Raw genomic sequence first — 12,499 nt, forward strand, 5'->3', positions numbered from 1 at the left:
TTAAATAATTATGATAGAGTTTTATTTCTTTTGAACTACTTTGATACACTGAACTGCGTGAGGGATAGTAGCGAAAAGCCCACAGCGAGATGGTACGACAAGCAAGGACTTGTAGCGGATAGCCCGACCCTTGTGGTCACGCCCAAATTTTAATTAAGTATTTATTTCAAGGTCTTTGATATACTCTTCGTGTTCGTAGAAGAAGTATTCGAAGGAATCCATTTTTTCAGCAAAGAAGCTGAAAATTGTGTTCCATGTGGATTTGTTATTGATGCTGATATTGTTTAATTCAACCCAAATACGGCTGATAATTTTTCCGTTTTCGAGATGGAAGTTTTTTTCGAAAATAGCTTCAGGTAAATATTCTTCTAAAAGGATGGTTTTGAGCGATTCAATTTTTTCGAAATAAATTTTACGATGTTCTTCGTCTTTAGGTTCAATATCTAAAGAGACCATGGCTTTTTTATTATCAATATGGAATTTAAAGGTTACATCTTTTATTTTGGTGTTGTAGAGTAACCATTTTCTAGGATATTCCTGTGCGAAGGTAATCCAAAATTCACGCTTTATTTTCTGAGCTTCTTCTTTACTGAACATTAGTTGATGACGGTTACTTTGATTTTTATATTTAAAAGTGGAAATTCTTTTTTGTCGGTTTCTTGGTTGGCGATTTCGTTCATGACATCAAAACCTTTTGTTATTTTGCCAAAAACGGTGTGTTCATTGTCTAAATGGTGAGCTCCATTTTTGTTTTGAACAAGATAAAATTCGTAAGGATTGCTTAGTTTATTCGGGTTTTCTTCCCACAATCTTGCAGAGGCTAAAGCTCCGTAATTGTGTTTAAGGTTGTTGTTGAATTCGGACGGAATGAGGTATTTGCCAATGTTTTTTCTATCTTTTTTAGTAATGGATTCGTCGGAGTTTCCGCCTTGAATGATGAAATTTTTAACCACACGATGAAAATAAGTAGTGTTAAAATAGTTTTTTTTGACCAAATAGATAAAATTGGCTCGGTGTAAAGGTGTTTTGTCGAATAATTCGACTTCTATATTTCCAAACTTTGTTTCGATAAGTACTTTGTTTTCGGGATTTCTTTCGCCATACCAAGTTAAAAAATCAACTACATTATCGTCTGTCAGAATTACCGTTTCTAAATCATATTTTGGTTTTAGAGTAATATTTTTTATGTTAATTGAATCAATTTTTTGTTCTCTATTTTTTTCTGTAGTATCTTTCGTTTTCTTTTCACAGGAATACAGCAAAACAATTGGCAAAAAAAGGATGAGTTTATGGAATTTCATGATTTTTTAAAATTTGTTCCAAAAATAGCAAAAGAATCGCTACCGGCTAAAAGTGCTCATTTAAAAATGGCCCCATTGTTTAGACAAGAATTATTAAATAAAATTGATTATAATTCTTATAATCCAAAAAAGGCTGCAGTTTTGATGTTATTTTATCCTAAGAATAATGAAACCCATTTAGTTTTGATAGTTAGGAATAGTTATCCCGGAGTACATTCATCACAAATTGCTTTTCCGGGCGGGAAAGTTGAACTGGAAGATGAATCGCTAGCTCATACCGCATTGCGGGAAGCAGAGGAGGAGATTGGTGTGAATAGAATACATATTGAAATTGTTAAATCGTTTACAGAAGTTTACATACCGCCCAGTAATTTTCTTGTTTCCCCTTTTTTGGGAATAAGTCAAAAAGAATTGGAATTTGTCCTGCAAGAAGACGAAGTGGCCGGTATCATTGAATTATCGTTACGCGATTTTTTGGATGATAATAATGTGGTGATTAGAAAATTAACCACTTCGTATGCCAATGAAATAGATGTTCCTGCTTTTTTAGTGAAAGAACATATTGTTTGGGGAGCAACTGCTATGATGATGAGTGAATTGAAAGAAACTATTAAAATGGTTCTTTAATTGTTCTTAATTTCATAAATTCGCATTCAATTTTTTCAATTTATTCTATAATGGGATTATTCAAAAGAAATCCATTTGGTCATATATTGTTTTTAAAAAAGTGGCTCATCCGTATTTTTGGGGTGATGACACATCAGCGTTATCGTGGCTTCAACGAAATGCATATTGAAGGTTCTGAAATCATTAAAAATTTACCGGAAACAAATGTGTTGTTTATTTCCAATCATCAAACCTATTTTGCTGATGTAGTGGCCATGTTTCATGTATTTAATGCCAGCTTGAATGGGAGAGAGGATAATATAAAAAATGTGGGATACTTGTGGCAACCCAAGTTAAATATTTATTATGTTGCCGCCAGTGAAACCATGAAAGAAGGATTGTTACCAAGAATTTTAGCCTATGCCGGAGCTATCACAGTAGAAAGAACTTGGCGGGCGAAAGGAAAAGATATTAAACGAGAAGTGAATCCAAACGATACAGAGAATATTAAAATTGCATTAGAAGATGGCTGGGTAATTACTTTTCCACAAGGAACAACTCGGTCTTTTAAACCGGTTAGAAAAGGCACAGCTCATATAATCAAACAACACAAACCTATCGTTGTTCCTATTGTAATCGATGGATTTAGACGTTCTTTTGACCGTAAAGGACTTCGCATCAAGAAAAAAGGAATTCTACAATCAATGGTTATCAAAGAACCCTTGGATATAGATTATGACAACGAAACCATCGAAGAAATTGTTGAAAAAATTGAGTACGCCATAGAACAACATCCTTCGTTACTTAAAGTAATTCCGGTAGAAGTATTAGAAGAACAAAAAGAATTAGATAAAAAAAGAATGTGGGAGTATTAAAAATCCATTTTCTTTAATTCTTCATAATTTTTAAGTAATCGTTTCATTAAAAATCCATAAACCAAACGATAAAACAACCAAAACAATCCTAAAGTTACGGCAAATAAGACAAAATACGTTAGCCCAATTACAATCCAAAAGGCTTGTGGATTTTTATCTTTTGCATTTTCCAACACCGAATTTATATTTGGGTCATAATTAATTTGGGAAATAACTACTATAATGAAAATAACAGCAAACATCGCTAGATTATACCAAATGTAATACTGAACGGTTTTTCGGGTTTTTATAATGGAACGCATCAACTTTTTAACGGTATCGGTCGTTGATATGGTCTTGAAATTTTTATAAAACATATAAATAAAAATAAATATGATAATATAATTGATTACCGATAATACTTTAAACAAAGTATCAATATGATACATTTCAAGCGTCTCCAGATAATTGTCATCCACGGTAAAAAAGCTAATTCCGGCCCAAAAAATCAATTCAGCAATGCTAATCATCAAAATCCATTTTACAATAGAAGACGATCGCTTGTGAATCATTTGATAGATTTGGTTTTCCGTCACTTGTTCGTAAACATGCGGATCTTTTTTCCAAGCTTTTTTTAATAAATCTAATTCCTCAGTCATATTCCTACGGATTTACTATTTTTTTTAATTTTCCTTTAATTCTGTTCATTTTAACTCGTGCATTTACTTCACTAATACCAAGCGTTTCGGCAATTTCTTCATAATCTTTGTCCTCCAAATACATGAAAACCAATGCTTTCTCAATGTCATTCAATTGTTGCACGGCTTTGTATAACAATTTAATTTGCTCTTCTTCTTCATAATTGTAATCATCGGGAGCAATAAACTGTTTTTTGCCTTCCATATCGGTGGTAGCTATGGAACGTGTACTTTTACGGTACAACGTAATCGCCGTATTCAATCCTACTCGGTACGCCCACGTCGAAAATTTCGAGTCGCCACGAAATTTTGGATACGCTTTCCATAACTGAATCGTAATTTCCTGGAATAAATCATTGTGAGCATCCTCACCCGACGTGTACAAACGACAAATCTTGTGAACGATGTTCTGATTTTCCTTTAATTGCGTAACAAAAGATTGCTCTAGTGGATTACTCATGATGTGTTAGTAGTCTGAATGTAAAATTTGTTACAAGGTACTATTTTTTTCAGAAGCTATTCCCGCTATCCGTTCCAAGCTTTTTTGTCTTGTTGCTTTTTTCTAAGGCAAAAAAAGAGCTTCCGTTGGTCGCTTTTTTTTGCCAAGAAAAAATGCAACAATCCTGCAAAAGGCTTTCCACTGCTATCGGGGCTATTTTCGTTGTCGGTTATCAGTTTTCAGTCGCAGTTTTCAGAGAAGTTTATTCACTTTCTATTCATTCGGTCTGAAATTTTTTTAATTTTTCCAATTTTAAAAATCTGTGTTCAAATAAAAATCCATTCCATTCAAATATGATAAAATTCAGTTAAATTCCCGTCTTTCAAAAAAACGAATAATTCATCAAATGTTAAAATCAACTATCTTTGTCACACAAAATCTCAGTAGCTCAGTAACACAGCAACTCAGTAACTCAAAACTATGAATATCCCAAATACCAATCTTCCCAGAATCGTCATCATCGGTGGCGGATTTGCCGGAATTGCTCTCGCCAAAAGCCTCAAAAATAAAAGGGTGCAAGTCGTTCTAATCGACAAACACAATTATCATACGTTTCAACCACTTTTATACCAAGTAGCCACAGGTGGACTCGAAGCCGGTTCCATTGCCTACCCCATTCGGAAAGTGGTGCAGGAATATCAAAATTTTTACTTTCGTTTGGGTTTCGTCAATGAAATTGATACCCAAAACCAAAAAGTGAAAGCAGACATTGGCGAGTTGCGGTATGATTATTTGGTAATTGCCACCGGTTCCAAAACCAATTTTTTTGGCAATAAAGAAATCGAACGGAACAGTGTGGCTATGAAAACCATTCCACAATCGCTCAACATTCGAAGCCTAATTCTCGAAAATTTTGAGCAAGCGTTGCTAACCAACGATATTCACGACCGACACAGTTTGATCAATTTCGTACTTGTTGGTGGCGGACCCACCGGAGTGGAATTAGCCGGAGCATTAGCCGAAATGAAAAAAGCCATTCTTCCCAAAGATTATCCCGATTTGGATGTACGAAAAATGCAAATCAACCTCATTCAATCCAGCGATCGAATTTTAGATTCCATGAGTGAAAAATCCTCACAAGAAGCAGAAGATTTTCTCATACATCTAGGGGTTAATGTTTGGAAGAATGTTCGCGTTACTGGTTATGATGGCAGCACAGTAACTACCAATACGGATTTAACTTTTAATTCGGCTACCGTGATTTGGACAGCCGGTGTTCAAGGAGCTTTACCGGCCGGAATTGATTCCAATGCGATAATTCCACGTGCGGAACGCTTGAAAGTAAATGAGTTCAACCAGGTAGAAGGCTATGATAACATCTTTGCCATTGGTGATATTGCGGCGATGATGACTGAACAATATCCAAAAGGACATCCTATGATGGCTCAACCGGCCATGCAACAAGGGAAATGGTTAGGCGAAAACATCGTCAGCAAAATCAATAAAAAACCCCTCAAACCTTTTGTATACAATGACAAAGGTTCCATGGCAACCATTGGTAGAAACAAAGCCGTGGTGGACTTACCCAAATTTCACTTTAGCGGCGTTTTTGCTTGGTTTGTATGGATATTTGTGCACTTATTCTCCCTCATCGGATTTAAAAATAAAGCCGTTGTACTGACCAATTGGATTTACAATTACATCCGTTTAGATCGCGAAGGACGATTGATTATAAGACCTTTTAAAAAGAAAGATGTGACGTCTTTTGTGGCGGATGAAGTTTAAGTCGAGAGTTATTAGTTTGGAGTAGGTAGTTTGGAGTAATTCTCCCAACTAATTACTCCTAACTCCCTACTTACTTTCCATTCCAATCATCAATCCAACAAACTTGCTATACCCTTCCAAACCGTCTTTTTGTTGATTGAATTTTAAGAAGTTGTCGTAAAAAGTTTTGAAAATCGGTTCCAAAAAGGTTTCGTATTCTTCATGAAATTGTTTGCTTTCATCAAAGTTTTTAAGAATTCCGGGATTGAGTAAGGAAAGAAATTTTTCGCTTCGCCCTTCTTCAATCCGTTCTAAATTTCGGAGACAATGTTTTACCGCAAAACTATAACCTGAATATTGAAAATAAACATCTTCACTCTTGATGGAAGTTAAAAACCCGATAAAGTTGGCTTCACTTTCGCTGGCATACCCAATTTGATGAGCCATTTCGTGTAAGGTGGTGGTTGGGAAATTATATTTTGGTAATCGGTCATTTACTTGGGCTTCATTCGTAAACGGATTCAAATAGCCACCAAATCCCATATAACTCAACGGAACGCTGATTAATGAGGGTTTGATGCTTGTTTTTTCGTATTTTAAAAAAGGAAATTCTTTTTCAACAGAAGTATAACTTTTCACACTCAAATCAAAAATTTCTTGAGTAGAGTAGGGAACGATCACTTTCACCGAATCGTTTTTCGTGATTTGTTTATGAATAGCATTCGTTTTTTTAATCATTTTTAAGGTGAAAGCTTCCAATTCTTCAATCGAATATTCTTTTTCGATTTCCAGTTTTTCATACATCGGAATCCGATGATAATTGGTTGCCCATAAAAAATGAAACAAAAAATAAAAAACTGACGCAAAACTCAATACTTTCAACAAATTGTCTTTCCAACTGATTTTCCATGTTTTTCGCACGTTCCAAAACCATCGGAATACGAAGAACAAAACGATTCCGTAAATCACATCACCAATGGAAACCTTTGTAAATCCGAAAGTTATTCTTGAAACTTTAGAAATAACAGGATAGATTCCATTACTGTAATACTCTTCTATAAACTTCGGAAATAACGAAGTGATTTTTAATACAATGAGTTGTATCAATAGCAAAAGTGGAAGAATGTATTTTTTCTGAATCATAGTTGGTCAAATATATGAAAAGGGGATGGGTTATAGGTAGTAGGTAAAATGTTTAGCGAAATTTTAATAATTTTAACTTCTTTATTTAGAATAAATAAGAATAATATTTTTACTTTTGTAACATCATTTTTCAATCATGAGAAAAGCAAAAAAATCGGAAAAAGTAATTTATTTCTGCGACGGCAAAAAATGCTGTAAATACAACAAAGAAATCAAAGATTGTCTGAAAGACTTGGTCAAAGACAATGGCTTAAAAGAAAAAGTTGCGATTGAAAAAATGAAATGCCAAGGCATGTGTAAACAAGCTCCGGTTTTATGCATTCACAAAAATGAATGTGTGGGCAAAGTTTCTACTAAGGAGGCTAAAAAACTCTTTGAGAAGCATATCGCTTAAATTATTTTCTTCCTGATTTTATAAAAACTTTACACTTTTCAAATCAAAAATTGGTTCATTTTCTTTGTAACTTTGCATTACTGAAAAACTAAGTAACTCAGAATCTCAGCAACTCATAAAAAATGAACCAAGAAATCAGAAACCTCGAACCCAAAGCCCTTTGGAATAAATTTGCCGACTTAAACGCGGTTCCTCGTCCGTCAAAAAAAGAAGAACGCGTGATTGCGTTTATGATGGATTTCGGAAAGCAATTAGGTCTTGAAACCCTCAAAGATGAAGTAGGAAACGTCATCATTAAAAAACCGGCAATTCCAGGCATGGAAAATAGAAAAACCATAGTAATGCAATCGCATTTAGACATGGTGCATCAAAAAAATAACGATACAATTTTCGACTTTGATACGCAAGGCATTGAAATGTATGTAGATGGCGATTGGGTCCGTGCCAAAGGAACTACTTTGGGAGCTGACAACGGTTTGGGCGTAGCGACCATCATGGCGATTTTGGAAAGCAACGACATCCCGCATCCGGCAATAGAAGCCCTTTTTACCATTGACGAAGAAACCGGCATGACCGGAGCAATGGGTTTAAAAGGCGGTTTGCTAAACGGTGAAATTCTGTTGAATTTAGATACCGAAGAAGACGATGAAATCGATATTGGTTGTGCCGGTGGTGTAGATGTTACGGCTACCAGAACCTATGAAGAAGAACCAATTCCTGAAAATTCATTGGCTTTTATCATCACCGTAAAAGGTCTTAAAGGAGGCCACTCCGGAATGGATATTCACAAAGGTTTAGGCAATGCCAACAAAATCATGAATCGTTTGTTGTTTGATGGTTTTGAAAATTTTGGTTTGCAAATTGCAGAAATCAACGGAGGAAGTTTACGCAACGCCATTCCAAGAGAAAGTGTGGCAAAAGTAATTATTTCGGCTATTTATGAAGGATCGTTTCAATTGGATATGCAAGAAGTAATCGATGATATTAAAAAAGAATTCAAAACCACTGAACCGAATTTAACCATCGAAATTACCGAAACCCAATTACCGGAAAAAGTAATGGAATTAGGCGTTCAAGAAGGATTGATTCGTGCGATTTATGCGGCTCATAATGGTGTGTATCGCATGAGTGCTGATATGGCTGATTTGGTGGAAACTTCTAATAATATTGCGAAAGTTACTGTGAAAGATGGTACTATTTCGGTACAATGTTTAACGCGTTCTTCCGTGGAAACGTCTAAATTTGAATTAGCAAATGCCTTGCGTTCTGCCTTTGAGTTAATGGGTTGCGAAGTAACGTTTAGCGGCAGTTATCCCGGTTGGACACCCAATGTGAATTCCCCCATTTTAGATGTTTTGGTAAATATTTACGAGAAACAAAACGGCACCAAACCCAATGTGGTGGCTTGTCACGCCGGTTTAGAGTGTGGAATTTTAGGAACCAATTACCCAAAAATGGATATGATTTCTTTTGGACCAACGATTCACGGGGCTCACTCTCCGGATGAACGTGCCTCGATTTCATCGGCACAAAAATATTGGAAGTTTGTGTTGGAGATTTTGGAAAATATTCCGGTGAAGTAGTTTCCTTTTAAAGTTTATTTGCCACAGATTCGCTGATTTATACCTTTTAACAGTGAATCTGTGGCTTTGTAATTATAAAATCTCTTTGGTTTTATTTTTATTTCTTCTCCCCCACCAAATTAAAAATCCGGTAACGGGTAATGAGGCACAAACGAGACTGATAATCAGAGCTAAAACTTTGCTCCAAATACCAAAAATAGCACCAATATGTATGTCGTAATTGGCGGCAACGGCTTTTTCGCCAAGATTTTTGTCTTGGTGCGAATGTTGGTGCAATAACTCCCCCGAATTTTCATCAAAAATCAAACTGTGATTCACATGATAGGAGTAGGACAGTTGCTTGACAAACACATCATAATTGGGATGTTTGTGGTCGTCTAAATGGTCATAGCCCAAATCTAAACTGTATTGAAACGCATCGGGATATAGAGCTTCCACTTGTTGGGCAATTTTATCCAAGGTGTGTTCATTACGCATTTCAATAGGAGCTTGGGTTTGAATGTGCGAAAAATCAGGATAGGTAGTGCTTCCGCCCGAAAACACAAAATACAAAATAGCTTGAATAAAGAAAAACGCATAAAACAATCCGGTAAAGGCTACTACAAAAGCTAACGACGAAACGTAAAATCCTAAAATATTGTGCAAGTCATAGTTTTTGCGTTTCCAGCTTTTGACGTTTTCCCAACGAAAAGCAAAACGTTGTTTGCTGGCTTTTTTGTTTTTGGGCCACCATAAAATAATTCCCGAAATGAGCATAAACAGAAAAATCAAGGTTGGAATGCCACACACATACGTTCCCCATTCGGTATTTAGCATAAAACTAAAATGGATGGATTTGATGATGTTGAAAAAATCGGTGGTTTCATCATAAACACCCCGAATTTCTCCTGTAAACGGATTTACATACACCGACTTGTAAACCAAATATTCATCATAAAAATTCCAGCCATCCGGATTGCGTTCGTAGTAATAAAAAATGTAGCTTCGGCTTTTATCAATCGGAATCGTTACCCAGTGAATGGGATATTTTTCATTCGTAAACACATCCACTTTTTGCTCTAAAACTTTTACCGAAAGCGGTTTTTTAGAAGCGATGTTTTCCTCGTAATGATAGATGGCATCCATACGAAGATAATGGGTAATTTCCTCCTGAAAGACATAAATGGCTCCGGTAATCGAAATCAAAAATACAATCAAACCTGTTGATAAACCCAACCAAAGATGCAGCTTTCGAATTCCTTTTTTGAATGGTGTATTTTTCATAGTAAAATGCTAAAAATTCCCCATCGCAATGAGGAGCTTATTTTGAATCAAACGGAGTGAATTAAAATTTGTAGGTTATACCGGCGTTGATGCTTCGCAAACGTTGTGGCGTTACAGTTGACCAACCCGAATAGTATTTTTCATTTAAAATATTGTTCAATTTTAAGGAAACCGTAAACTTTGGACTATCATACGATAAAGCCGAATTTAAAACCGTGTAAGAAGGTAAGGCAAACGTTCCGGTATTGGCTCTGTTTAGGGTTTTGTATTCGCTGGCATAATTTCCGCCAAAACCAATTCCGAATCCTTTGAATTGGCCTTCGGTAAATAAATAGTTGGCCCAAAAGTTCACCAAGGTTTCCGGTCCGGCTTCTTCGGGACGTAAACCTAAATACCCTTCACCCGTAGTTTCTTTGGTTACTTCGGCCTCATTGTGACTGAAACCGGTGATAATGTTCAATCCTTTTATCGGATTGGCAACGATACTGATTTCAATACCTTGGCTTTGAACTTCACCTCCTTGAATGGAATTGTTAATGTTGTTTGGGTCGGTTATTACTCGGTCTTTTACCAGAATGTTGTAATAACTAATAGAAGCCGAAATTACATCTTTGTACAGACTGGTTTTTAAACCGAATTCATACTGATTGGCTTGTTCGGGGTCGAATTCTTTGGTTCTTGGGTTGCTACCATCCAAATCGGCAACAGTAACGGGAGCTACATTTTGAAAACCATTCATATAGTTACCAAAAACCGAAACTTTGTTTTCAATCAATTGATACACTGCACCCAGTTTTGGTGAAACGGCTACTTGACCTTTGGTTTCTTGGGCATCGTATTGTGATGTTTTTCCATCAAAATAGTCCAAACGCAAACTTGCCATTACCGATAATTTATCAGTAATATTCAATACGTCTGAAACATATGCACTCATTATTTCTTGACTGGCTTCGGTATTTCCGGCAAAACTATCGGTTAAAAGAGCATTGGTTCCGGCTTGTGTTAAAATTCCGGTATCGGTTCCGTTTACTAATGATACGGTTCCATTGGCTACCCAACCGGATCCGCCGTTGATTAATCGGGAATTGTAATAATCCAATCCGGCAACTAAACGATTTCTCATTTTCCCGATTTTAAAATCACCAATGAAATTTTGTTGGATATCGGTGGTGTAAAACGTTCCGTCTGCTTTCGAAATGAAACGTGTGAATTCATCACCATTGGCAGAATCCCATAAATACTGATAGTATCCATTGGTTTTGGTTGAGCTTTTAGATAAAACCGTTTGCGAAGTCCAATTTTCTGAAAGTTTATACAACGCTTGCATTTGCATGTTGAACGAATTATTGGTCATGGTCAAATTGTTGGAAGTAAATGATCTCTTGTAGTTTTGTTCAAACAAGCTCATTTTGTCAAAAGAAAGCGGAGCAAAACGACTTAGGAAAATCATACTTTGTCTAGCCGAGGTATTTTTATAAAACTCGGTGTTTACCAAAAAAGTCAATTTGTCATTCACTTGATATTTTAAAGAAGGTGCAATGAAAAAAGCATTGGAAAATCCGGCATCTTGAAACGATTCTTCGGTGGTGTAAGCCGTATTGACCCGAAGGGCTGCTTTGTCATTCATTGGAATATTAATATCCGCTGTCACTCGATTGCTCCCGTAGGTACCGTTGATGTAACTTATTTCGCCACCCAATCGATCGTATGTTTTTTTGGTTACAACGTTAATTAAACCTCCATAGGAAATGACACTGCTTCCAAACAAAGTTCCTGATGGTCCTTTGATGACTTCGATATTGTCTACATTAATAGGATCAATGGTTGTGTTGGTTAACGAGGGTAGTCCATTAGTCATCGTTGGTTGAACCGAAAAACCACGCATAGAATAGTATTCGGCTCCATCGCCATTTCTTCCCGTAGATTCCCAAAGTCGGGTTACTCCGGTAGCGTTTTTAAGAGCATCATTAAAATTCGTAACCACTTGTTCTTTCAAAAGTTCAGCCGGAATGGCGTTGTAAACTTGAGGATTTTCAATGTCTTTCAAGGGCATTTTAGAAACTACGGTGCTTTCCTCTCTTCGGTATTTGTTGACTTTTCCGTTGAGTACAATTTCTTCAAGCGATTGATTTTTTTCTTGAAGGGTAATGGTACCCAAATGACTCAATTGGTTTAGGTTAACGGTAACTTCTTGATTTGCATAGCCCAAATGCGAGAACTGCAGAGTGTAGGTTTCGTTTTCAAGGTTTGTGATAACAAAAGAACCGTCGGTATTGGTTTTACTTCCCTTTGAAGTTCCAATTAGACTCACATTTACGTTTTCTAAAGGTTGATTTTGATTGTTTTTAACCATTCCGGTAATATATCCAGATTGAGCTTGAATGCCAGAAAAACTAAGCATGAGTGTAAGGACATAGAGTATAGATTTCATTATAACTTATTTAGATTAATTAA

General features: G+C 36.1%; 12 protein-coding genes. 5 read left to right on the forward strand and 7 right to left on the reverse strand.

Translation table 11 applies throughout. The features are described from left to right. Window positions 1-153: 153 nt before the first annotated feature. Window positions 154-597, reverse strand: coding sequence for a DUF4268 domain-containing protein (locus tag EQG68_RS10870; RefSeq protein ID WP_129464918.1), 444 nt, complete (start codon window positions 595-597; stop codon window positions 154-156). Beyond that, the gene (locus tag EQG68_RS10875) at window positions 597-1,301 is read right to left on the reverse strand and encodes a peptidylprolyl isomerase (protein WP_129464919.1); all 705 of its coding nucleotides are present in this window, start codon (window positions 1,299-1,301) and stop codon (window positions 597-599) included. The genes EQG68_RS10870 and EQG68_RS10875 overlap by 1 nt, the downstream gene beginning before the upstream one ends. On the opposite strand from EQG68_RS10875, the gene EQG68_RS10880 reads away from it, so the two are divergent. Next, window positions 1,290-1,928, forward strand: a complete 639-nt coding sequence (locus tag EQG68_RS10880) for an NUDIX hydrolase (RefSeq protein WP_129464920.1) — start codon at window positions 1,290-1,292, stop codon at window positions 1,926-1,928. The two genes, EQG68_RS10875 and EQG68_RS10880, sit on opposite strands and share 12 nt — an antisense overlap. A gap of 50 nt (window positions 1,929-1,978) precedes the next feature. Next, window positions 1,979-2,782: a lysophospholipid acyltransferase family protein gene (locus EQG68_RS10885; RefSeq protein ID WP_129464921.1), complete on the forward strand. Its 804-nt coding sequence runs from the start codon at window positions 1,979-1,981 to the stop codon at window positions 2,780-2,782. On the opposite strand, the gene EQG68_RS10890 is transcribed toward EQG68_RS10885, so the two are convergent. Both EQG68_RS10890 and EQG68_RS10895 read right to left on the reverse strand, forming a co-directional pair. Then, window positions 2,779-3,420: a hypothetical protein gene (locus tag EQG68_RS10890; protein WP_129464922.1), complete on the reverse strand. Its 642-nt coding sequence runs from the start codon at window positions 3,418-3,420 to the stop codon at window positions 2,779-2,781. The genes EQG68_RS10885 and EQG68_RS10890 overlap by 4 nt on opposite strands. Window positions 3,421-3,424: 4 nt before the next feature. Beyond that, on the reverse strand, window positions 3,425-3,919 hold the full coding sequence (locus tag EQG68_RS10895) for an RNA polymerase sigma factor (RefSeq protein ID WP_129464923.1): 495 nt from the start codon (window positions 3,917-3,919) through the stop codon (window positions 3,425-3,427). Between the two features lie 459 nt (window positions 3,920-4,378). On the opposite strand from EQG68_RS10895, the gene EQG68_RS10900 reads away from it, so the two are divergent. After that, complete coding sequence (locus EQG68_RS10900; RefSeq protein ID WP_129464924.1) at window positions 4,379-5,683, forward strand: NAD(P)/FAD-dependent oxidoreductase; 1,305 nt, start codon at window positions 4,379-4,381, stop codon at window positions 5,681-5,683. A gap of 66 nt (window positions 5,684-5,749) precedes the next feature. Here the strand turns inward: EQG68_RS10900 and EQG68_RS10905 are convergent, their stop codons facing one another. Next, a complete protein-coding gene (locus EQG68_RS10905) occupies window positions 5,750-6,805 on the reverse strand; it encodes a DUF3810 domain-containing protein (RefSeq protein ID WP_317125521.1) in 1,056 nt (351 codons plus the stop codon). A 136-nt stretch (window positions 6,806-6,941) separates the two neighbouring features. On the opposite strand from EQG68_RS10905, the gene EQG68_RS10910 reads away from it, so the two are divergent. Together EQG68_RS10910 and EQG68_RS10915 are read left to right on the forward strand one after the other, a co-directional pair. Further along, entirely contained in the window at window positions 6,942-7,199 is a 258-nt protein-coding gene (locus tag EQG68_RS10910) for a (2Fe-2S) ferredoxin domain-containing protein (RefSeq protein ID WP_129464925.1), read from the forward strand. Between the two features lie 122 nt (window positions 7,200-7,321). Further along, window positions 7,322-8,782 carry an aminoacyl-histidine dipeptidase gene (locus EQG68_RS10915; protein WP_129464926.1) on the forward strand — a complete coding sequence of 487 codons (1,461 nt, stop codon included), beginning with the start codon at window positions 7,322-7,324 and terminating at the stop codon, window positions 8,780-8,782. Window positions 8,783-8,854: 72 nt separating this feature from the next. Here EQG68_RS10915 and EQG68_RS10920 read toward each other — a convergent pair whose 3' ends face one another. Both EQG68_RS10920 and EQG68_RS10925 read right to left on the reverse strand, forming a co-directional pair. After that, on the reverse strand, window positions 8,855-10,045 hold the full coding sequence (locus EQG68_RS10920; RefSeq protein WP_129464927.1) for a PepSY-associated TM helix domain-containing protein: 1,191 nt from the start codon (window positions 10,043-10,045) through the stop codon (window positions 8,855-8,857). Window positions 10,046-10,106: 61 nt separating this feature from the next. Next, entirely contained in the window at window positions 10,107-12,476 is a 2,370-nt protein-coding gene (locus EQG68_RS10925; protein WP_129464928.1) for a TonB-dependent receptor, read from the reverse strand. Between the last annotated feature and the right edge of the window lie 23 nt (window positions 12,477-12,499).

Origin of the sequence: Flavobacterium piscinae, assembly GCF_004122145.1 — a bacterium.
GTDB lineage: Bacteria > Bacteroidota > Bacteroidia > Flavobacteriales > Flavobacteriaceae > Flavobacterium > Flavobacterium piscinae.